General features: G+C 68.5%; 20 protein-coding genes. 10 read left to right on the forward strand and 10 right to left on the reverse strand.

Annotation, left to right across the window (positions count from 1 at the left end; genetic code table 11):
- Positions 1-262: 262 nt before the first annotated feature.
- On the reverse strand, positions 263-769 hold the full coding sequence (locus ACZ7OI_RS18770) for a mycothiol transferase (RefSeq protein WP_470265472.1): 507 nt from the start codon (positions 767-769) through the stop codon (positions 263-265).
- A 250-nt stretch (positions 770-1,019) separates the two neighbouring features.
- Here ACZ7OI_RS18770 and ACZ7OI_RS18775 point away from each other — a divergent pair, with 250 nt between their 5' ends.
- Positions 1,020-1,169 carry a hypothetical protein gene (locus ACZ7OI_RS18775; RefSeq protein WP_470265473.1) on the forward strand — a complete coding sequence of 50 codons (150 nt, stop codon included), beginning with the start codon at positions 1,020-1,022 and terminating at the stop codon, positions 1,167-1,169.
- A gap of 68 nt (positions 1,170-1,237) precedes the next feature.
- On the opposite strand, the gene ACZ7OI_RS18780 is transcribed toward ACZ7OI_RS18775, so the two are convergent.
- Complete coding sequence (locus ACZ7OI_RS18780) at positions 1,238-1,672, reverse strand: DUF6314 family protein (RefSeq protein WP_470265474.1); 435 nt, start codon at positions 1,670-1,672, stop codon at positions 1,238-1,240.
- Between the two features lie 242 nt (positions 1,673-1,914).
- Between ACZ7OI_RS18780 and recQ the strand changes: the two genes are divergently transcribed.
- Positions 1,915-3,762 (forward strand): DNA helicase RecQ, encoded by a 1,848-nt coding sequence (gene recQ, locus ACZ7OI_RS18785; RefSeq protein WP_470265475.1) that lies wholly within the window; start codon positions 1,915-1,917, stop codon positions 3,760-3,762.
- Between the two features lie 562 nt (positions 3,763-4,324).
- Here the strand turns inward: recQ and ACZ7OI_RS18790 are convergent.
- On the reverse strand, positions 4,325-4,528 hold the full coding sequence (locus ACZ7OI_RS18790) for an antitoxin (RefSeq protein ID WP_378406111.1): 204 nt from the start codon (positions 4,526-4,528) through the stop codon (positions 4,325-4,327).
- Between the two features lie 119 nt (positions 4,529-4,647).
- On the opposite strand from ACZ7OI_RS18790, the gene add reads away from it, so the two are divergent.
- On the forward strand, positions 4,648-5,631 hold the full coding sequence (add, locus tag ACZ7OI_RS18795) for an adenosine deaminase (RefSeq protein WP_470265476.1): 984 nt from the start codon (positions 4,648-4,650) through the stop codon (positions 5,629-5,631).
- Here add and ACZ7OI_RS18800 read toward each other — a convergent pair.
- Positions 5,609-6,982, reverse strand: coding sequence for a vWA domain-containing protein (locus ACZ7OI_RS18800; protein ID WP_470265477.1), 1,374 nt, complete (start codon positions 6,980-6,982; stop codon positions 5,609-5,611). The two genes, add and ACZ7OI_RS18800, sit on opposite strands and share 23 nt — an antisense overlap.
- Positions 6,979-7,860, reverse strand: a complete 882-nt coding sequence (locus ACZ7OI_RS18805; protein WP_116203827.1) for an AAA family ATPase — start codon at positions 7,858-7,860, stop codon at positions 6,979-6,981. The genes ACZ7OI_RS18800 and ACZ7OI_RS18805 overlap by 4 nt, the downstream gene beginning before the upstream one ends.
- A gap of 228 nt (positions 7,861-8,088) precedes the next feature.
- On the opposite strand from ACZ7OI_RS18805, the gene ACZ7OI_RS18810 reads away from it, so the two are divergent.
- The gene (locus ACZ7OI_RS18810; protein WP_470265478.1) at positions 8,089-10,989 is read left to right on the forward strand and encodes a S53 family peptidase; all 2,901 of its coding nucleotides are present in this window, start codon (positions 8,089-8,091) and stop codon (positions 10,987-10,989) included.
- Positions 10,990-11,079: 90 nt separating this feature from the next.
- Positions 11,080-12,072, forward strand: a complete 993-nt coding sequence (gene mgrA / locus ACZ7OI_RS18815) for an L-glyceraldehyde 3-phosphate reductase (RefSeq protein ID WP_470265982.1) — start codon at positions 11,080-11,082, stop codon at positions 12,070-12,072.
- Here mgrA and ACZ7OI_RS18820 read toward each other — a convergent pair.
- Complete coding sequence (locus ACZ7OI_RS18820; protein WP_470265983.1) at positions 12,041-12,691, reverse strand: NUDIX domain-containing protein; 651 nt, start codon at positions 12,689-12,691, stop codon at positions 12,041-12,043. The two genes, mgrA and ACZ7OI_RS18820, sit on opposite strands and share 32 nt — an antisense overlap.
- The gene (locus ACZ7OI_RS18825) at positions 12,655-13,179 is read right to left on the reverse strand and encodes a PadR family transcriptional regulator (protein WP_470265479.1); all 525 of its coding nucleotides are present in this window, start codon (positions 13,177-13,179) and stop codon (positions 12,655-12,657) included. The genes ACZ7OI_RS18820 and ACZ7OI_RS18825 overlap by 37 nt, the downstream gene beginning before the upstream one ends.
- An 89-nt stretch (positions 13,180-13,268) precedes the next feature.
- Here ACZ7OI_RS18825 and ACZ7OI_RS18830 point away from each other — a divergent pair, with 89 nt between their 5' ends.
- The 5 genes from ACZ7OI_RS18830 to ACZ7OI_RS18850 all read left to right on the forward strand — a co-directional run bounded on the left by ACZ7OI_RS18830 (position 13,269) and on the right by ACZ7OI_RS18850 (position 19,901).
- Positions 13,269-13,826: a hypothetical protein gene (locus tag ACZ7OI_RS18830; RefSeq protein ID WP_470265480.1), complete on the forward strand. Its 558-nt coding sequence runs from the start codon at positions 13,269-13,271 to the stop codon at positions 13,824-13,826.
- A gap of 4 nt (positions 13,827-13,830) precedes the next feature.
- Positions 13,831-15,135, forward strand: coding sequence for a carotenoid oxygenase family protein (locus ACZ7OI_RS18835; protein ID WP_470265481.1), 1,305 nt, complete (start codon positions 13,831-13,833; stop codon positions 15,133-15,135).
- Positions 15,136-15,355: 220 nt separating this feature from the next.
- On the forward strand, positions 15,356-16,513 hold the full coding sequence (locus ACZ7OI_RS18840; RefSeq protein WP_470265984.1) for an ROK family transcriptional regulator: 1,158 nt from the start codon (positions 15,356-15,358) through the stop codon (positions 16,511-16,513).
- Positions 16,514-16,803: 290 nt separating this feature from the next.
- Positions 16,804-17,535 carry an HAD family hydrolase gene (locus ACZ7OI_RS18845; protein WP_470265482.1) on the forward strand — a complete coding sequence of 244 codons (732 nt, stop codon included), beginning with the start codon at positions 16,804-16,806 and terminating at the stop codon, positions 17,533-17,535.
- A complete protein-coding gene (locus ACZ7OI_RS18850) occupies positions 17,532-19,901 on the forward strand; it encodes a glycoside hydrolase family 65 protein (protein ID WP_470265483.1) in 2,370 nt (789 codons plus the stop codon). The genes ACZ7OI_RS18845 and ACZ7OI_RS18850 overlap by 4 nt, the downstream gene beginning before the upstream one ends.
- Before the next feature lie 39 nt (positions 19,902-19,940).
- Here the strand turns inward: ACZ7OI_RS18850 and ACZ7OI_RS18855 are convergent, their stop codons facing one another.
- From ACZ7OI_RS18855 to ACZ7OI_RS18865, 3 genes are all read right to left on the reverse strand, one after another.
- A complete protein-coding gene (locus ACZ7OI_RS18855) occupies positions 19,941-20,147 on the reverse strand; it encodes a hypothetical protein (protein WP_470265484.1) in 207 nt (68 codons plus the stop codon).
- 41 nt (positions 20,148-20,188) lie between these two features.
- Positions 20,189-21,151 (reverse strand): Ppx/GppA phosphatase family protein, encoded by a 963-nt coding sequence (locus ACZ7OI_RS18860; RefSeq protein ID WP_470265485.1) that lies wholly within the window; start codon positions 21,149-21,151, stop codon positions 20,189-20,191.
- Positions 21,152-21,310: 159 nt separating this feature from the next.
- Positions 21,311-22,351 (reverse strand): LLM class F420-dependent oxidoreductase, encoded by a 1,041-nt coding sequence (locus ACZ7OI_RS18865; RefSeq protein ID WP_344284942.1) that lies wholly within the window; start codon positions 22,349-22,351, stop codon positions 21,311-21,313.
- Positions 22,352-22,357: the final 6 nt, after the last annotated feature.

The raw sequence follows: 22,357 nt of genomic DNA on the forward strand, positions 1-22,357 counted from the left end.
CTGCACGGCTGCACGGCTGCACGGCTGCACGGCTGCACGGCTGCACGGCTGCACGGCTGCACGGCTGCACGGCTGCACGGCTGCACGGCTGCACGGCTGCACGGAAGGGCACCATGCGAGACGGCGCCAGCTTCGTCAACCCGGCGTCGCAACGCACCGCCCCACCTGCCGACGACAGCTCGGCAACCCGCCATCCGCAGCCAACGCCGACGTCCGGGCGTGACCGGTCACTCGCCCAGCACGTCAGCCACTCCGGCTCGGGTCATCCCAGCAGCAACCCCCTCACATACGCGGCCTGTCCGGCATGCTGCAGGTCATCCGACAAAACGCTGACCAGCCGCACTCCCAGGGTCACCGGCGGGTCCCAGGCTTCGTCGACCACGCGGTCCAGTACCGCCCCGTCCAGGCCGGCCACCCAGGAAACCGTGTGCTCGTGCACGGCGTCGTAGTAGCCGGTGAGCAAGTCCGGCGACTCCGGCCGCACCTGGGCCACGTCCTCGCTGCTGTGTCCGTAGCCGATGTCGCCAGCCGGGAACGGCAGGTCGAATTTCTCGCGCCAGTCCTGCGCCGTCCAGAGCTGGTCGGTGTCCGCGACGCCGGCGACGTGGTCGTCTTGCACCCTCGCCAGATGCCAGACCAGCCAGCCGATCGAGTTGGCCTCCGGACCGGGTCGCGCCGCCAGCTGCTCCGCGGTCAGCCCATCGACTGCCTGGTGCACCACTTCCCGCACCCGGCCGAATCCGTCCACGAGCAGATCGGCCACATTCATCTCGCGCTCCTCCTCCGTCGTCGTGCGCTTGCCTCGATCATGCCTCGAAGATCCGCCGCTGCCCAGCATCGTGACTCCAGCGGTGCGAGGGGTCCGTTCGCACCGGCCGAACCGGCTTCAGCACGAGAAAATCCGCCCATCACCCGCGGTGACCGGGACTGTCCACTTCGGACCTGACAGCATCGTCCGGCGTCGGGTAAAATCCGGCGCGAAAGCGATCTGCACGCCGACGACGCGAACGGAGGGCCCTGTGGCGATCACCGCGCCCCGCGCCCTGCCCGGCTTCGACAACATCGCCGGTGTCGCGATTCCCGCCTGGGCGGGCATGGTGATCACCGCCGCCTGCGCGGTCTCGGCGATCGTGGTGCTGCTGGTGATTCTGCGCAACCGGCGCAAGTAGTCCACCCGAGACATTCGCTTCGATATCCGCTGGATCCCGAGCGAGACAGTGCGGAATCCGATCGACGGTTACGTGTCCATCCGCGTGAACCGGCTCGTGATCACGTGGTCCTTGGCCGGCCCGGTCACGACCCATTCCTGTTCCCACCGGCGATCGTCGAGCACGCGGTACGCACCCCGATACCAGTCGGCGGCACACGGGTGATCGGCCGTCCACTCCCCGGTCGCCAGGTCCAAGTCGTGGAAGAACCCGCCGTGGTCGAAGTGCACCGCGGCGCGGGAGCCTCCGGACGGCCGGTAGTGCAGCGTCCGGACAAACGGTCCGCGATGCGCTCCGAGCCGCAGCTCTCCCGACTCGCGGTAGACGAGCACCCCGTCGTCGGAGGCGAACGTCGCGCGGCCGCTCGCTTCGCCCATCGCCGCCCCGTCGACGTCGACGATTTCGCGCGCGAGCTGCCATTCGCCGGAGAAGTACCCGGTCAGGTCATTGATCGGAAAAGCCACGGATCCCATTGTGCGCCTCCGGACCGCAGGCGAACGGCAGTGGGACGGCCCGCTCGGCGCCGTCTGTCACGAGGGTCGAGTGAAGGGTCCCGTCATCCCGGCTGCCACCAGTCGTCATGCTGTTCACCCTGTGCGACCGGACCCGCCGCAGCGCCGGAAAACGGCCGGTGCGAGGGGGACTCTCGCGCCGAACCCGGCGGGGCAGGCTCGTCCGGACGGCCCGCCGCCCTAGAATCGGCCGCGTGGTGCACCCCGATCTGGCCGAGCAGGCCACCCGTTCCCCCGCTCTCGAGACCTTGCAGCGCGTCTTCGGCTACGACGCGTTCCGCGGCGACCAGGCGGAGATCGTCGAGCACGTGATCTCCGGCGGCGACGCGCTGGTGCTCATGCCCACCGGCGGCGGGAAATCGCTGTGCTACCAGATCCCGGCGCTGGTGCGCCCGGGCGTCGGCGTGGTGATCTCGCCGCTGATCGCGCTGATGCAGGACCAAGTCGACGCGCTGCGCAACGTCGGCGTGCGCGCCGGATTCCTCAACTCCACTCAGGATTTCGCGCAGCGGCAGGAGGTCGAGGACGCGTTCGTCGCGGGAGAACTGGACCTGCTCTACCTCGCGCCCGAACGGCTGTCGGTCGAATCCACCGTGCGCCTGCTCGACCGCGGCAAGATCGCGCTGTTCGCGATCGACGAGGCGCACTGCGTCTCCCAGTGGGGCCACGATTTCCGGCCCGACTACCTGATGCTGTCGTCGCTGCACGAACGCTGGCCGGACGTGCCCCGGATCGCGCTCACCGCCACCGCGACCGAGGCCACGCACAAGGAAATCTCGCAGCGGCTCGGCCTGGACGACGCGAAGCATTTCGTCGCGAGCTTCGACCGGCCGAACATCCAGTACCGGATCGTGCCGAAGAACTCGCCGCAGAAGCAGCTGCTCGACCTCCTGCGCACCGAACACCAGGGCGACGCCGGAATCGTCTACTGCCTGTCCCGCGCGTCGGTCGAGAAGACGGCGAATTTCCTGGTGCAGAACGGAATCCCGGCGCTGCCGTACCACGCCGGGCTCGACAAGTCGACCCGCGCGGCGAACCAATCGAGGTTCCTGCGCGAGGAAGGGCTCGTGGTGGTCGCCACGATTGCGTTCGGCATGGGCATCGACAAACCGGACGTCCGGTTTGTCGCGCACCTGGACCTGCCGAAGTCCGTGGAAGGCTACTACCAGGAAACCGGCCGCGCGGGCCGCGACGGGCAGCCGTCCACCGCCTGGCTCGCCTACGGGCTGCAAGACGTGGTGCAGCAACGCAAAATGATCGACAACTCCGAGGGCGACGAGATGCACCGTCGCCTTCAGGGCCAGCACCTGAACGCGATGCTGGCGCTGTGCGAGACAGTCGAATGCCGGCGCACGCAGATCCTCGCGTACTTCGGGCAGTCCGGCCAGCCGTGCGGGAACTGCGACACCTGCCTGACCCCGCCGGAACGCTGGGACGGCACAATTCCCGCACAGAAACTGCTGTCCACAGTGGTCCGTCTGCGCAACGAACGGCGGCAGAAGTTCGGCGCCGGCCAGATCATCGACATCCTGCTGGGCAAGACGACCCCGAAGGTCACCCAGTTCCAGCACGACACGCTGAAGGTCTTCGGCATCGGCACCGAACTGCGCGAACCGGAGTGGCGCGCGGTAGTGCGGCAGCTGCTGGCGCGCAACCTGCTTGCGGTGGAAGGAGATTACGGGTCGCTGGTGCTGACCGAAGGTTCGACCGCGGTCCTGAACGGCTCCCAAGAAGTACAACTGCGCCGCGAACCCGAACGCCCGGCGCGCGCCCCGCGAACGTCCCGCCGCACGCCAGCGGCCGCTCCGGTCGACATGCCCCCGGAAGCGGCACCGATTTTCGAGCGCCTGCGCGCCTGGCGCGGGGCTACCGCGAAGGAACAAGGCGTCCCGGCGTACGTGATCTTCCATGACGCCACGCTGCGCCAAATCGCCGCGCTGATGCCGACGACGCTCGACGCCCTGGGCACGGTGAGCGGGGTGGGCGAGAGCAAGCTGGCCAAATACGGGGAGGGAGTGCTGGCGACGCTGGCCGAGGAGTGAGGCTGCCGAGGGGTGAGGCTAGGCGGAGTTGGGGCTGGTTGCTTGGCCGGGGACACTAGCCGAGCCGAGTCGCGCACGGCAGCTGGAGCCAACGCAGAGTGAGCGGCTTGGTTTTGGTGCCGGAAGCCGACGCCGAGCGGCAAAACGAGCTGGGCGGAACAGCCAGCCAAAGCTCAGCAGGCCTTCGAACTGGACGGAACACCCAACCAAAGCTCGGCGGCCCTTCGAGTTGGTCAGGGCAGCCGGGCCAGGCAGACCAACCGAGGCGCGCAGTTGCGTCGGAACTGCGCCGACCCGACGACACGGAAGATGATCGGCCAAGACGAGCCGCAACTGGCTGCGCCCTGCACTCCCTGCCCCGCAGCCGACCAGCCCCGCACCCGATCGCGCCTCCCGCCCGCAGCCGATCAACCACGCACCCGATCACGCATCCCGCCCCGAAGCCGACGCAGCATGCTCCGGACCGCGAGCCCCGGTCACGCACCCAAGCCCGCAGGCCCGCTGCCTACTCCCCCAGACAGCCTCCAGCCAAACCCCAGTCAGCCCCCAGCCGAAACCAGCCTCACTCAGCCGTCCGAGGACGAGTCGTGTCCGCGACCTTCCGCACCGCGCCCGAGATCTGCGAGTGATACCGCCCGTTGGTCTTCTCGTCCACGAAACGCGCGGCCTTGCCTACGGCTTCGTTGACCTTCTGCGGGTTCTTCCGCACGTACGACACCGCGCTCGCGGCACCGGCCAGTACGGTGAGTTTCTTCATCAAAGCCATCGCACAAAGTCCCTTCCCCTGCGGAAACCTCCGTCACCTACCCCAACGTCACCCGGCCGTCGCGGGTTCCCGGCGAAACCTAGATGACAGGTGGCGCGCGCGGCGGGCATCATCCACGCGTGCGCGATCTTTCGACTCTCCCCAAGGTGCACCTCCACGTCCACCTCGAGAGCACCATCCGTCCCGGCACGCTCGAGGACCTCGCGGCTGTCCACGGCATCCAGCTGCCAGAGAAGCCCGAAGCGTTCGAGGGGTTCCGGGCGTTCGCCGATCGCAACAGTCTCACTCGGTCGTGTCTCCGCCAAGCCGAAGACTTCGAGCGGATCGCGCGCGAGTTCTGTGCGGACGAAGCCGCTCAGGGGACGCGGTACGTCGAGGTCACGTTCACTGCTGCCTCGCACGGGGAACGGGTCGGGGATCTCGAACTGCCTCTCCACGCAGTCCTCAAAGGACTGAGGGAAGGCGGGAACGAGCACGGGCTGCAATGGCGGCTGATCCTCGACCACTCGCGGCGGCGGTCGGTCGAGCGCGCGGAGAAGACGCTCGAACTGGCCAAGCGGCACGAGGAGATCATCGGGATCGGGATGGCCGGCGAGGAGAAGCACTCGCTCGCTCCGTTCGAGAAAGTGTTCGACCGCGCGCGGGAAGCGGGGCTGCACCTCATTCACCACGCGGGCGAGGACGCTGGGCCGGACAGCATCCGGGAGGCGCTCGAAATCGGCGGCGCTGAGCGTATCGGGCACGGAATCCGCATCCTGGAGGACCCGGATCTGACCGCGCAAACCGCGCAGCGCGGGATCGCGCTTGAGGTGTGTCCTTCGTCGAACGTCGCGCTCGGGTTGGTTCCGACGCTCGCGGAACACCCGCTGCCCCAGCTGGTCGAGGCGGGGCTCAGGGTCACGCTCAACACGGATGTCCCCGACGTCACGGGCACCACGATCACCGACGAATTCACCCGTGCGCGTGAGGTTTTCGGTTACGACGACACGACATTAGCCAAGCTGGCAGGCAACGCGGTGACTGCGTCGTTCGCGCCTGAAGAGACCAAAGTGTTGCTGCGCAAAGAGATCGACGACTGGCTCAGGTCGGCAGAAGACGCGTGACGAGCACGCCCAGCTGTTGCGCGGTCCGGCATTCGTGCATCTCCACCAGCTCCGCGTACTCCGGCGCGGCCGAATCGCCGGTCCCCCACAGGGATCGGCGTTCGGGGTTCAGCCAGTGGACGTGCCGCGCGCGGGAGCGGATCGCGCGGACGGCGCCGAGGTTCGGGTCGCCGCCGTTCGTCCTGGCGTCGCCCAGGATGAGGACTGACGTTCGCGGGCCGACTGCATCCAGCCAGTGCGCGGTGAACTGGCCCAGCGCGCGGCCGTAATCGCTGTGGCCGTCCCAGCGGACTACCGCGGCCTCGCTGAGCATTCGTGCGCCCAGTTGTTCCGGATCGGCGGCGCCGGTGTCGACGAGGTGCGTTACCTCGTCGGTGCTGTCTACGAAACCGAAAACGCGGATTTTGCTGAACTGGTCCCGCAACGCTTGCACCAGCAGCATCGTGAAGTTCGCGAAACCCGCCACCGAACCGGAAAGGTCGCACAGGAGGATGATTTCCGGGCGGCCGGGACGCCGGTGCCGGTAGGCTGGGCGCAAGGGCACGCCGCCGGTGGAGAGTGAACGACGCAGCGTTCGGCGCAAGTCGATCTGGCCGCGAGTGGTGCGTTTGCGGCGCGCGGCAAGCCTGGTGGCGAGTTTGCGGGACAGCGGCTGGACGGTGCGCCGCAGTTCGGCCAATTGCGTGCGGCTGGCGATGAGGAAGTCGACGCGATCCGCGGCAGGGGCGATCGCGTGTTTGGCGATCCGTTCCCGGCCCCGCAGTTCCGCGGCTCGGCGGCGCGCTTCGGTACGCACCCGGCCGCGGAATCCCTCGACGCGGCGGCGGATTTCGTCGCGGGTGAGCCGGTCGGTGAACTCGTCCGGGGTGCCGGCGGCGCGCATCGCGGCGAGCACCTGGGCGATGAGCGTCTGCGGTTGCAGACGGTCCAGCGTCTGGTGCGCGGAGTACCCGCCGCCCGGGCCGGTTCCGACGCCGTATTGGCCAAGCAGGTCCACCGCGATTCCGGCGAGCTGGTCCAGCGCCTGGTCGTCGCCCTCGGCCAGGGCGGCGGCGAGCGCTTCCCGCAGTTCCGCCCGGTCCTGCGGCGGGTTTTCGCGGGCCAGCTCCGGTGCGCCGACGCCGGCCGGGAAGTACAGGTCGAAGGCGGCGTCGAACACCGACCGCTGCCCGCCCCGGCGGACCAGCGCGGCGGCGAGCCCTTCGCGGACCAGTTCGCGGTCGTCCAGGCCGAGCACCTCCAGCGCGGCCGCCGCGTCGGCCGTCTCGCCCGGACCGGCCGGGATGCCTTGCGCCCGCAAGGCCCGCACGAACTCGGCGAGCCGTCCGGTCAAGCCCGGCGCGGCGGTCATGACGCGTCCAGCACCTGGTCGAGACTCAGCCCGGCCCCGGCCTTCGCGATGTCGTCCTGATGCTTCAGCACGACGCCGAGGCTTTCGCGCACGACGCGCTCGTCGAGCGCGCCCGCGCCCAGCTCCAGCAGCGTGCGCGCCCAGTCGACGGTCTCCGCCACCGACGGCAGTTTCCTCAGGTCCATCGCCCGCAGCGCGGCGATCACGCGCACCACCGAGTCGGCCAGCGCGGCCTCGATGCCGGGCACCTTCAGCCGGACGATCTCGCGTTCGAGGTCCTCGTCCGGGAAATCGATGTGCAGGAACAAGCACCGCCGCCGCAGCGCCTCGGACAGCTCGCGCGTCGCGTTCGACGTCAGCACCACGAACGGCTGCTGTGTCGCGGTGATCGTGCCGAGTTCGGGCACGGTCACCTGGAAATCGCCGAGCACCTCCAGCAGCAGGCCCTCGATCTCGACGTCGGCCTTGTCCGTTTCGTCGATCAGCAGCACGGTCGGCTCAGTGCCGGAAATCGCCGTGAGCAGCGGGCGGCGCAGCAGGAACTCCTCGCCGAAAATGTCGGTGCGCGCCTCGTCCCACGTCTCGTCGCGGCCCGCGGTGATCCGCAGCAACTGCTTCGCGTGGTTCCATTCGTACAGCGCGCGGGCCTCGTCGATGCCCTCGTAGCACTGCAACCGCACCAGCCGCGAGCCGGTGACCTCGGCGACCGCCGTCGCCAGCGCGGTCTTGCCGACCCCGGCCGGCCCCTCGACGAGCAGCGGCTTCCCGAGCCGGTCGGCGAGGAACACCGTGGTCGCGACCGCGGTCGACGCGAGGTACCCGGCCTCGGCCAGCTGCGCCGACACATCGTCGACGGACGAGAAAAACCCGGTACCCACACGGCCTCCTAAGCGATCGCTCACCTGCACTGTACTGGGCGGGACCGGCAAGTCGGCTACCGCTGACCTGACATCGGATCTATATCCATGAAGAATCCGCCCCTGCCGAGATTGTCCCTTATAAGGCGAATAGTCATCCGATGTATGGGTTGACAAGACCTCCCCTGGCCAGAAAGCTGGGAGCACGCCGCAGAGAGTCCCGTCCCTTGCCCCGAAACGGAGTCGGACTTGCGTTTCGTCATCTCTCTGACGGCTGCCTCGCTGGCGTTCGCCGTCGCCTCCCCGCCCACCGCCCCGGCGCCCACCGCCGCCCCGCCGCCATCGAGTACCAGAGACCACACCTACGCCCTGCCCAGCGGCGATCACGTGCTCGTCCACGACGGCGTCCCGCATTTTCTGCCCGCTGCCGGACATTCGCCGCTGGCGTTCACCTCGACGGTGAACGGACAGCACACCGTCGTCCCCGCCGAGCAGCTGCGCCATCTGTCCTCTTTGGACGGCTACCGCCTAGGCCAAACCCCGGCTGCCGCCGCGCAGCCGCACTACCCGCAAGGCCTGCTGGACGTGAAAGCGCTCGACCACGCGGGCAAACCGGTCGCCGCAGCCGAGATCCTCGTGGTCAACGCCGACGATCCAGCCCGCGCCGCTTGGGACGGACTGCTGCTCGGCGGAGAGGCCAAGATCCAGCTGCCAACCGGTCATTACGGCGTCGCGGTCGCCGTCTTCAACACCGACGCCGACGGCAACGCGACCGACACCGAGTTGCTCAGCCAGACCGAGGTCACCGTGCCGAGCACCGGGTCCGAGGTCTCGCTCGACGGCCGCAAAGCGCAGCGGGTCACCCTCGCCACCCCGCGGCCGAGCACTCCCGACGCGATCACCGTCGGCTGGGAGCGCGGCAGCAGCGCGAAGGTCTCCGCACTGAACATCGGCGCGCTCGGCAATGTCCCGCTTTACGTAGGCAGCGCGGGCAAGGCTATTACGGGGAAGCTCGCCTTCTCAGTTTCCGCTCGATCGGTCTCGCCAACGTATCGGTATCTCTTCGGCCTGCCCAAAACCGACCATATTCCGGCGAACCAGGCGTATGCCGTCGAGTCGTCGAAGATGTACACGGTGGACGTCAACTATCCGACAGATCAACCCTCGCAACATCTGATCGCGTGGGACCAGTGGACAATTCCGAACGAAGGTCCGGACAACCCGTATCCGCCGGATCTGCCGTACTTCGAACGGAACGCACCCGCCTCGGACACTCTGTACACGAACGTCCCGGCCGGTGAGGGATACCAGGCCCTGATGCGACCGGACCTCGGCGACGGTTCGATCGAAGGCGAACTGCAGCGTTCCCTGACCCCGGCCGCGGGCCAGCACGCCGCACTGAACTGGCGCACCGGGCTTATCGCGCCGGCGCCGTTGACCTACAACGATTCCTGCTACCTCTGCCGCGAAGGCGACACTCTGCACGAAGCCGGCGCGATGGACGCGGACTTCGGCGGCGCGCTCGGCCAATGGAGCGACGGCACCGCCACGCTGACCGAGGACGGCAAGAAGATCTACTCCGGCGGCATTCTCGGTTACGTCTTCGACCAGAAAGCGGCTCCCGGGAAGCATCGCTATGTGTACACAATGGACGCGAGGCACAGTGATGCCCGGACCGCGTTGTCCGACCATTCCACGATTTCCTGGGGTTTCGACTCCGCCACTACGAAGTCGTCCGCTCCGGTCGGTTTGCTGTGGGCGAGCGCGGACTTCGGCGCCGACCGGCACGACTCCCTCTCCCCCGGCGCAGCCGCGATGACGATCGCCTTCCACGGCGGCAAGGTCACCGCCGCGAGCGCGCAAGTCTCCTTCGACGGAGGCAAAACCTGGCAGGACACCGCCACCACCCGTCCGGACGCACAACACGCGCGAGCCGCGTTCACCGTTCCCGCCGACGCCAAGCCGGGCTACCTCTCGATCAAGCTGCACGGCCAAGACGCGAACGGTTCCACTGTGGACGAAACCGTCGACAAGGCAGTACTGGTCAACGCGCCGAACGGGATCGCGACGAGCCCGACCTCCGCTTCGGATGCCCCGCCAGGCACTCGCGCTGCCTGCCCCACGCCGGAACCTGGTCACGTCGGCTGCTACGTCCTCAAATCCGCCCAGGCGAAAGCACTTCCGGACGGATTGTCCCGCACGGATTTCCTGTCTGCTTACAAACTGCCCGCGTCAGGCGGAAAAGGCCGGACAGTCGCCATCGTGGACGCCTTTGACGATCCGTCCGCCGAAGCTGATCTCGCCGTCTATCGCAAGGCCTACGGGCTCCCGGAATGCACAACCGCCAACGGCTGCTTCAAGAAGGTGAACGGCCGCGGCGAAACCGCCCCGCTGCCGAAAGCCGACGAAGGCTGGAGTTCGGAGATTTCGCTCGACCTCGACATGGTTTCGGCAGTCTGCCCCGACTGCCGGATCGAACTCGTGGAAGCCGACGACGCCAGCACGGCGGCGATGGCGGCCGCGGAGAAGACCGCCACGACGTCCGGCGCGGTCGCGGTGTCCAACAGCTGGGGCGGCGACGAGACCAGCGGCAACGAGCCCTACGCCGCCGCGTTCAGCCATCCTGGCGTCGCGGTCACCGCGTCCACCGGCGACCGCGGATACCGGCAAGCCAGCTGGCCGGCCACGCTGTCCAACGTCATCGCCGTCGGCGGGACGTCACTGAAGAAGGCGTCCAACGCCCGCGGCTGGAGCGAGACGGCATGGAGCGGGAGCGGTTCGGGTTGTTCCGCGTACACCGCCAAACCCGCGTGGCAGAAGGACACGCACTGCGGGGGCCGCACCGATGCGGATCTCGCGGCGGTCGCCGATCCGGCTACCGGCGTCGCAGTCTACGACCAGGGCAGCTGGGGTACAGCGGGCGGGACGAGCGCGTCGTCGCCGATCATCGCCGCGATGATCGCGCTCAAGGGCAACTCAGCGGCGCTCTCGTCCACCCAGTACGTCTACCAGCACGCTTCGGCGCTCAACGACGTCACTGCCGGCAGCAACGCGCACTGGGACTGCGGTGGCGACTACCTGTGCACCGCGGGCAAGGGCTACGACGCGCCGACCGGGCTCGGCACGCCGAACGGCCTCGGCGCGCTGTGACCGCGGCTGCCCGGGCGAGCCGCGAACCGCCCGGGCAGCCGTTAGCATCGGGCGGTGAACTACGTTGCCGCAGACCACCGTTACGACTCGATGCCCTACCGCCGCTGCGGGCGCAGCGGCCTGAAGCTGCCCGCGATCTCGCTCGGGCTGTGGCACAACTTCGGGAACGACCGCCCGCTCACCGTCCAGCGCGAGATCGTGCGGCGGGCCTTCGACCTGGGCATCACGCACTTCGACCTGGCCAACAACTACGGACCGCCCTACGGCAGCGCCGAGGAGAACTTCGGCCGGCTGCTGGCGAGCGACCTGAAGCCGTACCGCGACGAGCTAATCGTCTCGACCAAGGCCGGCTACGACATGTGGCCCGGTCCGTACGGCGAGTGGGGTTCGCGGAAGTACCTGCTGGCCAGCCTCGACCAGTCGCTCGGGCGGATGGGGCTCGACTACGTCGACATCTTCTACTCGCACCGGTTCGACCCGGAGACGCCGCTGGAGGAGACCGTCGGGGCGCTCGACCGGGCGGTTCGGTCGGGCAAGGCGTTGTACGTCGGGATCTCGTCCTACAACTCCGCGCGGACCGCGGAAGCCGCGCAATTGCTGCGGGAATTGGGTACGCCGTTGCTGATTCACCAGCCGTCGTATTCGATGTTCAATCGCTGGACCGAGGCTGACGATTTGCTCGGAACCCTCGAGCAGGCCGGGGCCGGGTGTATCGCGTTTTCGCCGCTGGCGCAGGGATTGCTGACGAACAAGTACCTTTCCGGGGTTCCGTCGGATTCCCGGGCGGCGCAAGGGAAGTCGCTGAACCCGGACACGATCACCGAGGAGAAGCTCGGCAAGATCCGGGCGCTGGGCGAGATCGCCGAGCGGCGGGGACAGACGCTGGCGCAGCTGGCGCTGGCCTGGGCGTTGCGGGATCCGCGGATGACGTCGCTGGTGATCGGGGCCAGCAGCGTGGCGCAACTGGAGGACAACGTGGCCGCGCTGGGGAATCTCTCGTTCACTGACGAGGAGCTGGCGGAAATCGACCAGTACGCGGTCGAAGAGGGAATCAATCTCTGGAAGCGCTCTTCTGACGGATGACCCGACTCGGCCGGAGGCGAGGACTACCGAGCCTCCGGCCGAACTCGCCGTAGACCGTCTCCCCGTCCAGATACGCTTGGTGCGCCAGAGCGATTCGCCGTGCCTTCGACGGGCGCAATTGCGATTGTGCGGCCTCGAGGTCAAGGAATTCGAACCGGCTTACTTCGTCCGAGGCCAGGCGGATGGCACCGATCTGCTCGCGGCTCAGCACACCGCCGTCGAAGATGAATTGCAGGCTGTCCCGCCAGACGCCGTGCGTGGGCAACCAATCGACCACGAGAAGCCGCCCCACCGGCACGTCGATGCCGAGTTCTTCGCGGACCTCTCGACGGCACGCCGCCAGCGGCGATTCGTCGTCCTCGACCAAGCCTCCCGGGATCTCCAGGAACGGCTTGTAGGTCGGGAAGACGAACAGGATCCGGCCGTGTTCGTCGCGGGCGAGCACTCCAGCGGCAACGTTCTTTCGCGGAAACCGTTCGGCGATGCCGGGATTGAACTCGGCCTCCGGCTCGCCCTCGTCCCGGAGATCGCGCGCGAAAACGGCGTCGTCGCCGCAGTGGCGGGCCTGGCTGCCGGTCATGATCAGCCGCGGGCCGCGCGGATCGTCTCCGCCGCCCACTCCGCCCAATCGCGTTCCATCGCCGCGTATCGCTTGCCCCATTCCAGCGCGAGGCGGCCGTACAGCGACGGATCGCTGTCGTCCCAGTCCACTGACGCGTCGATCGCCGCCAGTTCGCCGACCAGCCCCTCGGCGAAAGCACCATGCCTGCGCAGAAATCCGCGGGCCTCCTCCGGCGTGACCTCGCCCAGGAAGTACACCCGCAGCAGCATCTCGTTCCGCCGCGCCGCCGGCGGCCTCTCCTCCAGCAGCCACTTGCGCAGCTCCGACCGCCCGGCGTCGGTGATCGCGTACTCCTTGCGGCCGCGCGGGCCCTCCGCGGAGACCTTGATCAGGTCCGCGCTCTCGAGCTTGCCCAGTTCCCCGTACAGCTGGCTTTGCGTGGCCGTCCAGACGCTCGACATCGCCGTTTCGAAGCGTTTCAGCAGGTCGTAGCCGCTTCCGGGGGCGGTGGCGAGCAGCCCCAGCACCGCGTGTCGCAAGGTCATGGACTCACCCTACCTTCCACTATTGACATGTGCACGCCGGACGTTCTAGCTTTGACATGTCACAACAGGAACGTGAGCGAGGGGCACCGATGAACTACCTGAAGAGTTTCCTTCCGTGGATCGCCTTCGCGGTCGTGTCCACGCAGGCCGACTGGCGGTGGTCCGGACTGACCGGGCTGGTGCTCGCGGGCGGACTGCTGCTGCTCGAACGCCGGCGCGGCAAGGGCTGGGACACGCTGTTCATCGAGGTCTCCGCGGTCGTCTTCTTCGCGGGCCTTGCGATCTGGTCGTTCAGCGATCCGGCCTCGCCGCTCAGGGATTACGTCGGCGCGCTCACCGATCTTTGGCTGGCGCTGACCGCCTGGGGCTCGCTCGCCGCGAACCGGCCGTTCACTCTCGGGATCGCGAAAACCATGGTCCCGCCGGAAATCGCCGCGACGGCGGTGTTCCGCCGGGTCAACGTCGTCATCACCGCAGTGTGGGCGGCCAGCTTCACGGTCGCCGGAATCGCCGAAGCCGTACTGCTGCATTTCGCGCCGCACGCCACCGCCGGGTTGATCATTCTCAAGGTGCTCGGCTTCGCGGTTCCGATCTCGTTCACCGTCCGCTATCCGCGCATCGTCCGGGCTCGCGCCCAGAAAGCGTGAATCGATGACCACCACCGATTTCCACCTCAAGGGCCATTACGCCCCGGTCCACGACGAACTCACCGCCTATGACCTGCCCGTCACCGGAGCGCTGCCGCCGGAACTCAGCGGCTGGTACCTGCGCAACGGACCGAACCCGCGACAGGACAGCGCGCATTGGTTCACCGGCGACGGAATGGTCCACGGCGTAAGACTCGAAAACGGCCGCGCCGCTTGGTATCGCAACCGCTGGGTGCGCACCGAAAGCTTCGACATCCCGAATCCGGCGCTCTACAACGCCGACGGAACCAGGAATCTCCGGCGGAGCGTCGCCAACACGCACGTCGTCAATCACGCGGGACGCACGCTCGCGCTCGTGGAATCCTCGCTGCCGTACGAAATCACCACTGATCTCGACACCGTCGGCGTCTACGATTTCGACGGCAAGCTAGCCGATTCGATGACCGCGCATCCCAAGATCTGCCCGGAAACCGGCGAGCTGCATTTCTTCAGCTACGGCAGCATCACCGCCCCGCACGTGAGCTACTACCGCGCCGACGCCGCCGGGGAACTCGCGCTGCGGCAACCGATCGACGTGCCCGGCCTGACGATGATGCACGACTTCGCGCTCACCCGGCGGCACGCGGTGTTCTTCGACCTGCCGGTGGTGTTCGACCACGCGTCCGATGGCGGCATGCCGTTCCAGTGGAGCGACACGTACGGCGCGCGGCTCGGCCTGCTCAGCCGAGACCGCCCGGAGGACGGCGTGCGCTGGTTCGAGGTCGATCCGTGTTACGTCTTCCACACTCTCAACGCGCACGACACCGCCGACGGCCGGATCGTGGTGCACGTCGTGCGGTACGAGCACCTGTACCGGCCCGGTGTCCCCGATCCCAAGGGCGCGTTGTGGCGATGGACGATCGACCCGCGCGCAGACACAGTATCCGAGGATCTCCTCGACGACCGCGAGGGCGAGTTCCCGCGCATCGACGACCGGCTCGCCGGGCTGGACGCTCGCTTCGGGCACGTGACCGGGCGGCACAGCCCCGGGGGTCCGCTCGCGCTCCGCCGCTACGACCTGCACACGAACGCCTCGCGCGAGCATTTGTTCCCGGAAGGACACATCCCGGGAGAGGCGGCGTTCGTTCCAGCAGACGACCGTCCGGGCGGCGCCGGCTGGTTGCTCACGTACGTCTACGACGGACCGAACGACCGCAGCGACTTGGTGGTGCTCGACGCACAGGACATCGAAGCGGCTCCGGTCGCGACGGTCCATCTTCCCGGCCGCGTGCCCGCCGGTTTCCACGGCAACTGGCTGCCGGACGCCTGAGCCGTCAACTAGCCGACGGCAAACTCTGCGTGCCGTCCCCGGGTTCCGTCCGCCGAGCCCGTATCGTCGGGACGAGACTGCTCGTCCCGAGCCGGAGAAAAGAAACTTTCCTGCCAAAGCGGGGCGAATCCGGTTACCGTGGCAGGACGGAAGTCCGAACGGGAAGGAAACTCAGCAGGTGGCAGGGTCGGGTACACCACCGGTCGGCACCCCGGCCGGGATGCGCATGATCAACCAGCGGGCGGTGCTCGACCTGCTGCGCCGCGGCGGGCCCGCGACGCGGCCGCAGGTGGCGAAGGACACCGGGCTGTCGAAGCCCACAGTGAGCCAGGCGCTGCTGGCACTGGAGGCCGCCGGGCTCGCGCGCGCGACCGGGCACACGTCCACCGGCACCGGCCGCTCGGCGGTGCTCTACGAGGCGGACCCGACCGCGGGTTACGTGCTGGGCCTGGACATCGGCCGCGAGCACATCCGGGTCGCGGTCGCCGACCTGGGGCGCACCACAGTCGCCCGGCGCGACGTGCGCAACACGGCCCGCTCCGGCAGCGCGCTGATCTCCGCACTGGGCAAACTGGCCGCGGACATCGTGGCCGAGGCAGGTCTCACGAACGACGACATCGTGGTCCGCGTGCTGGGCTCCCCCGGCGTCGCGGACCCGGTGAAACGCTGCTTCCGGCACGCGCCGAACCTGCCCGGCTGGGGCCGTCCGGGGCTACTCGACGACCTGGAGCAGGTGCTCGGGCCGGAGCTAGTGGTAGAGAACGACGCGAACCTGACCGCAGTCGGCGAGTGGGAAAGCGGTGCCGCGCGCGGAGCTTCGGTGGTCGGCTGCATCACCATCGGCACAGGCGTCGGCATGGGACTGATGGTCGACGGCCGCGTTTTCCGCGGTGCCACCGGTGCCGCAGGCGAAATCGGCTACCTGCCCTACGGCCGCACCCACGTCGCCGACGAACCCAGCGAACCGCCCGCACGCGGACACCTGGAAGAAGCCACCGCCGCACAGTCGGTAGTCCGCGGCGCACGCGAACTCGGCCTGGGCACAGCGCGATCGGCTCGCGAAGTCTTCCGCCTAGCCCGCGAGGGTGACGAATTGGCGCAACGCGCAGTGTCCGAGGAAGCCGACCGGCTCGCGTACACAGTCGCTTCGGTAGCCGCAGTAATCGACCCAGAACTAATTGTCCTAGGCGGCGGCGTCGGAACGGCCGCGGACCTGCTGCTGGAACCAATCGACCGAGCCCTTCGCGCCTTCACCCCACTCACAACGACTGTGGTACAAGGCGAACTAGGCGACGACGGCGTCCTCACCGGCGCAATCAGCGTCGGCCTGCGCGCCGCCGAACGCCTAGTCTTCGACCGCCGCGTAGGCGCCGCCTAACATTCCGTGAGGGGAACCCTCACGGAATCAGATTCCCCCAGGGTTCCCCTCACAGCCCTAAAACCGGCACCAACGCCCCCACCCATCGAGGCACCCACCCCCTCCCCCGCACCCCGATACGAAGCCTCCCTGCGGTCTGGGGGTGCTTGTCAAGGCATCTTTCCCGCCTTGACAAGCACCCCCAGACCGTCAGCACAATCAAGCTTCGGGGTGCCCCACGCAACGCACCCACGCGCAACGTCGCCGCCAGGCGACGAGCCCACCCACCCCACGCCAGGTACCTTGCAGGCATGATCGGACTGCCCGACACCATCACCGCCTGCCTCTTCGACCTGGACGGCGTACTGACCGGGACGGCCGTGCTCCACCGCGAGGCGTGGAAACGGACGTTCGACGAATACCTCCGCACCCGCGACGCCGCCGACTTCCAAGAATTCACCGACGCCGACTACGCCACCTACGTAGACGGCCGCCCGAGGGCCGACGGCGTCCGGGAATTCCTCCGCTCACGCGGAATCAACCTCCCCGACGGCACCCCCGACGACCCCGTAGACGCGCCCACCGTGAACGGCATCGGCAACCGCAAAAACGAACTCGTCCTGAAAATCATCGACGAACGCGGCGTAAACCCCTACCCGGGCTCCGTGCGCTACCTGGAAGCCGCCAAAAAAGCCGGACTCAGGATCGCCGTAGTGACCTCCTCCGCGAACGGCGCCAAGGTCCTCGACGCGGCAGACCTGTCCCACTTCGTGGAAGCGCGCGTCGACGGCCTGGTCATCCGCCGCGACCACCTGAAAGGCAAGCCGGCACCCGATTCGTTCCTCGCCGGGGCCAAGGAACTCGGCGTGGACCCGAAGCAGGCGGCAGTGTTCGAGGACGCACAATCCGGCGTCCAAGCCGGCAAAGCCGGCGGCTTCGGTTACGTCGTGGGCGTGAACCGCGAGAACCAGGCGGACGCCCTGCGCGCGCACGGCGCCGACGTCGTGGTGGACGACCTCGCCGACCTGCTGGAGGACAAGTGACGGAATCCGGTTACGAATGCTCCCCGTGGGAGCTGCGCTGGCGCGGTCTCGACGTGGATGCGTTGCAGCGCACCGAATCCGCCTTCGCGGTGTCGAACGGACACATCGGACTGCGCGGCACCCTCGAGGAAGGCGAGCCGCGCGGGCTGCCCGGCACGTACCTCAACGGTTTCTACGAGCAGCACGAACTCCCTTACGCCGAGGGCGGTTACGGCTACCCGGAGGAAGGCCAGACCGTCGTCAACGTGACGGACGGCAAGATCATCCGGCTGCTGGTCGAGGACGAGCCGCTGGACATGCGCTACGGCATCGCGACCGCGCACGACCGCGTGCTCGACTTCCGCCGCGGCACGCTGCGCCGGGTCACCGAGTGGTCTTCCCCCACCGGCAGGCGCGTGCGGGTGACCACCGAACGGCTGGTTTCCTTCACTCAGCGCGCGGTCGCCGCGATCCGCTACGAGGTCGAACCGCTCGATGAGGACCTGCAGCTCGTCGTGCAATCCGACCTGCTGGCCAACGAACCGGTCGAGTCCGACACGCGCGACCCGCGTGTCGCCGCCGCGCTCGACGCGCCGCTGGTCGGCGAGTTCAGCCACGCCGCGGGTTACCAGGCGGTGCTGGTGCACCAGACCCGGATGTCCGGGCTGCGGGTCGCCGCCGCGATGGACCACAAAATCGAGGTCGACGACGGCCTGCGCACCCGCATCCACGCCGAGGAGGACCTGGCCCGGCTCACCGCCGCGGTCGACGTGCCCAAGGGCGGACGGCTGCGGGTCACCAAATTCCTCGCCTACGGCTGGTCCGCGCAACGATCCGCCCCGGCCCTGCGCGCCCAGGTCGAAGCCGCGCTCGCGGGAGCCCGGCAGACCGGGTGGAAGGGACTGGCCGCCGAACAACGCCAGTTCCTCGACGATTTCTGGGCCACGTCGGACATCGAAATCGACGGCGACCCGGAACTCCAGCAAGCCGTCCGGTTCGCGCTCTTCCACCTCCTGCAGGCCGGTGCCCGCGGCGAAACCCGTGCTATCGCCGGGAAAGGCCTCACCGGGCCGGGGTATGACGGGCACGCGTTCTGGGACAGCGAGACGTTCGTGCTGCCGGTGCTGACGTACACGATGCCGGACGCCGCCCGCGACGCCCTCGGCTGGCGACACTCCACAATAGACAAAGCGAAAGAACGCGCGACGCAGCTCGGCTTGCGCGGCGCGGCTTTCCCGTGGCGGTCCATCAACGGCGCCGAATGCTCCGCGTACTGGCCGGCCGGCACGGCGGCGTTCCACGTGAGCGCGGACATCGCCGACGCCGTCGTGCGGTACGTGAACGCCACCCAGGACGAGCATTTCGAGCGCACCTGCGGCGCGGAACTGCTGCTGGAAACGGCGCGGCTGTGGGCGTCTCTCGGGCATTACGACCACCACGGACACTTCCGCATCGACGGCGTCACCGGGCCCGACGAGTACTCCGCGGTGGCGGACAACAACGTCTACACGAACCTGATGGCGCGCAAGAACCTGCTCGCCGCGGCGGAGGTGTGCCGGCGGCATCCGGACGTCGCCGAACAGTTCGAAGTGGACAGTGTCGAGATCGATTCCTGGCGCGCCGCGGCGGAAGCGATGGCGCTGCCGTATGACCAGGAACTCGGCGTGCACCCGCAGTCGGAAGGATTCCTGGAGCACGACGAGTGGGATTTCGCCGCCACCGACGACGACTTCTACCCGCTGCTGCTGAACTACCCGTACTTCGACCTGTACCGCAAGCAGGTCGTCAAACAGGCCGACCTCGTGCTCGCGCTGCACCTCTGCGGCGATTCCTTCAGCCCGGAGGAAAAAGCCCGCGACTTCGCCTATTACGAAGCACGGACGGTCCGTGACTCTTCACTGTCCGCGGGCACGCAGGCCGTGATCGCGGCGGAGGTCGGACACCTTCAGCTGGCGTACGACTACCTCGCCGAAGCCGCGCTGACCGACCTGCACGACGTGCACAACAACGTCCGCAACGGCTTGCACATGGCGTCGCTGGCCGGCGCCTGGCAAGCCGCGGTAGCCGGGTTCGGCGGCCTGCGCGACTACGGCGGCCAGCTGTCGTTCGCGCCGCGGCTGCCGGACGAACTCGACGGCCTCACCTTCCGCCTCGCCTTCCGCGAAACTCGGTTCCAGGTGTCGATCCGGCACGGCGCCGCGACCTACCGGGTGCTCAACGGGCCGCCGCTGGACCTGATCCACCACGGCGAGCGGTTCACCGTGACCGAAGAGCCAGTGGAGCTGCCGATCCCGAAGCTGGACCCGGGCCCCGCGCCGGTCCAGCCGATCGGGCGCGCTCCCGCTCGACGGGACGCGTCGAGCGTGCGGCAGTTCGACCGGAGCTGACTCGTGAGCGGCGATGCCGGTTAGAACCGGCATCGCCGCTCACGACGGCGTTTCGCCCGTGCCCGGCACCCGCGGCACGTCGTCGGTCCGAGACGGGCTCAGATCCGGCCCCGGCGCGGTGGCCACCTCGCCGGGCAGCTCGTCCGAGTCCGGCAGCTCGGTCTTCTTCCGGCGCGCGGGGAACGGCGATTCCTCGTCGTCGTCCTCGGACCGGTCACGGGGAAGGAATTCGCTGCGCGGGGTCATGGTTCCGGGATACCCGGTTTATCGCCCTCGCACCAGGGAGTTCACGCGGCCGGACGCGACCGCTGCTTACCAGTCGCGTCCGTGAGCTGATCCAACAGTGTCAGCAGCAGCCCGTCTCGCGTCGACCACGGGCAGATCGACAGCTTCCCGCCCGCGACCGTCAGCAGCGCTTCCGCGACCACCGCGCCGCCGAGCGCCTGCTGGGCCCGCTGCCGCGAAATCCCCGGCAACTGCGCCCGCCGAGCGAACGGCATCGCCGACAATCGCGGGATCCACGCGCGCACGTCGTCCAGGTGCAGTTCGCGCGCCTTGCCCGGCCGATCCCCCGCCAGCCGGGCCAGCTGCCGCAGCACTTTGGAGCAGCCGACGACCCGGTGTTCGGCGAGTTCGTCCTTCACGTCGCCCAAGGCGGCGGCGACTTCCTCCAGCACGTGGTCACGCAGCGCAGCCACGTGCTTGCTGCGCACCGGCGGTTCGGCGGGCAGCCAGTCGCGCGTGACCGAGCGGGCGCCCAGAGGCAGCGAACGCGCGAAAGTGGCCTGTTCACCAGCTCCGGCGGACAGTTCCACGGTGCCGCCGCCGATGTCGAGCGCCAGCAGCGGGCCGCCGGACGCGCCGTACCAGCGGCGCGCGCCGACGTAAGTCAGCTCCGCCTCCCGGCGGCCGGAGAGGAACCGCAGTTCGACGCCGGTTTCGCGAGCGACTTCACGGACCGCTTCACGGGAGTTGACCGCGTCCCGAATTGACGACGTGGCCAGCGGAAAAACGTCCTCGACACCGTGCTCGCGGGCGAATTCCATGCCGCTGGAAACGGCCTTGGCGATGGCCGCGATGCCGCATGTGCTGAGCCGTCCGTCGCCGTCGAGTTCGCGGTCGAGCCGCAGCCGGGTTTGATGCGTCAGGGCCGGGTCGATCGGGGATCCGCCGGGTTCGAGCACGACAAGCCGGGCACTGAACGATCCGACGTCCAGCACCGCAGCAGCGGATCCTTCGATTCTGCGCACAGCCCGGCCTACCTCGCTTTCGCCCCGCCCGGATTCCCCGTTGAACCCGTTCTTACTCCCGACTTCGCGTCCCGCGCGGGGAGTTGACGGCATTTCGACGGCGGCATCGACCTGAAGTGCGGTTTTTTCACACTCTCAGTAGTCCGCATCATAGCGGACCTAGCCGAGCAGCTCCTTCAGTTTGGCGACGGCGGCCACTCGCGCCTCGCGCCCGGGCTGCAGCGGGTTGACCGCCAGCGTCGTCGCGCCGGCCTCCTTGAACGCCGCCAGCCGCTCCTTCACGTAGCCCGCCGGACCGACCAGCGACGTGGCGCGCAGCAGTTCCGTCGGGACCGCCGCGGCGGCTTCTTCCTTCTTGCCGTCGAGGTAGAGGTCCTGGATCTTCTTGGCCTCGGCCTCGTAGCCGTAGTTGCAGGCCAGCGTGTTGTAGAAGTTCTTGCCGCGCGCGCCCATCCCGCCGATGTACAGCGCGAACACCGGGCGCACCCAGTCGAGCAGGCCCTCGACGTCGTCGCCGATGGCCAGCGGCGGCGCGGCGAACACGTCGAGTTCGCCCAGCTCCGGGTCGCGCTTGGCCTTGCCCTCGGCCAGCGAGGCGCCCCAGACGTCGGCGGCCTTCTCCGGGTGGAAGAAGATCGGCTGCCAGCCCTCGGCGACCTCGGCGGCGAGCGCGACGTTCTTCGGCCCGAGCGCGGCGAGCACGACCGGGATCCGCTCGCGCACCGGGTGGTTGATCAGCTTCAGCGGCTTGCCGAGGCCGGTGCCCTGGTCGGCGGGCAGCGGGATCGTGTAGTGCTTGCCGTCGTGCACGACGCGCTCGCGCTTCCACACCTGGCGGCAGATCTCGATGATCTCGCGGGTGCGGCCGATCGGCGCGTCGTACTTCACGCCGTGGAAACCCTCGATGACCTGCGGTCCGGACGCGCCGAGGCCGAGGGTGAACCGGCCGTCGGACACGAAGTCCAGCCCGGCCGCGGTCATCGCGGTGAGGCTCGGGGTGCGGGTGTAGATCTGGAAAATCCCCGACATCAGGCCGACGCGCTCGGTCTTCGCGGCGAGGTAGCCGAGCTGGCTCACCGCGTCGAAGCTGTAGGCCTCGGGGACGAACACGATGTCGAGCCCGACCCGTTCCAGCTCCACGATGTCCGCGACGCTTTCGGCGAACCCGCCCGAGTAGCTGACGCCGGTGCCGATCCTCATCGATCC

This window comes from Amycolatopsis sp. NPDC114503 (genome assembly GCF_055633655.1).

Bases quoted from the DNA above. Each gene is read 5' to 3' on its own strand.
- ACZ7OI_RS18770 (WP_470265472.1), bottom strand. From the start codon at position 769: ATGAATGTGGCCGATCTGCTCGTGGACGGATTCGGCCGGGTGCGGGAA.
- ACZ7OI_RS18790 (WP_378406111.1), bottom strand. From the start codon at position 4,528: ATGGCTTTGATGAAGAAACTCACCGTACTGGCCGGTGCCGCGAGCGCG.
- ACZ7OI_RS18800 (WP_470265477.1), bottom strand. From the start codon at position 6,982: ATGACCGCCGCGCCGGGCTTGACCGGACGGCTCGCCGAGTTCGTGCGG.
- mgrA (WP_470265982.1), top strand. From the start codon at position 11,080: ATGCCCTACCGCCGCTGCGGGCGCAGCGGCCTGAAGCTGCCCGCGATC.
- ACZ7OI_RS18825 (WP_470265479.1), bottom strand. From the start codon at position 13,179: ATGACCTTGCGACACGCGGTGCTGGGGCTGCTCGCCACCGCCCCCGGA.
- ACZ7OI_RS18830 (WP_470265480.1), top strand. From the start codon at position 13,269: ATGAACTACCTGAAGAGTTTCCTTCCGTGGATCGCCTTCGCGGTCGTG.
- ACZ7OI_RS18835 (WP_470265481.1), top strand. From the start codon at position 13,831: ATGACCACCACCGATTTCCACCTCAAGGGCCATTACGCCCCGGTCCAC.
- ACZ7OI_RS18840 (WP_470265984.1), top strand. From the start codon at position 15,356: ATGCGCATGATCAACCAGCGGGCGGTGCTCGACCTGCTGCGCCGCGGC.
- ACZ7OI_RS18845 (WP_470265482.1), top strand. From the start codon at position 16,804: ATGATCGGACTGCCCGACACCATCACCGCCTGCCTCTTCGACCTGGAC.
- ACZ7OI_RS18855 (WP_470265484.1), bottom strand. From the start codon at position 20,147: ATGACCCCGCGCAGCGAATTCCTTCCCCGTGACCGGTCCGAGGACGAC.
- ACZ7OI_RS18865 (WP_344284942.1), bottom strand. From the start codon at position 22,351: ATGAGGATCGGCACCGGCGTCAGCTACTCGGGCGGGTTCGCCGAAAGC.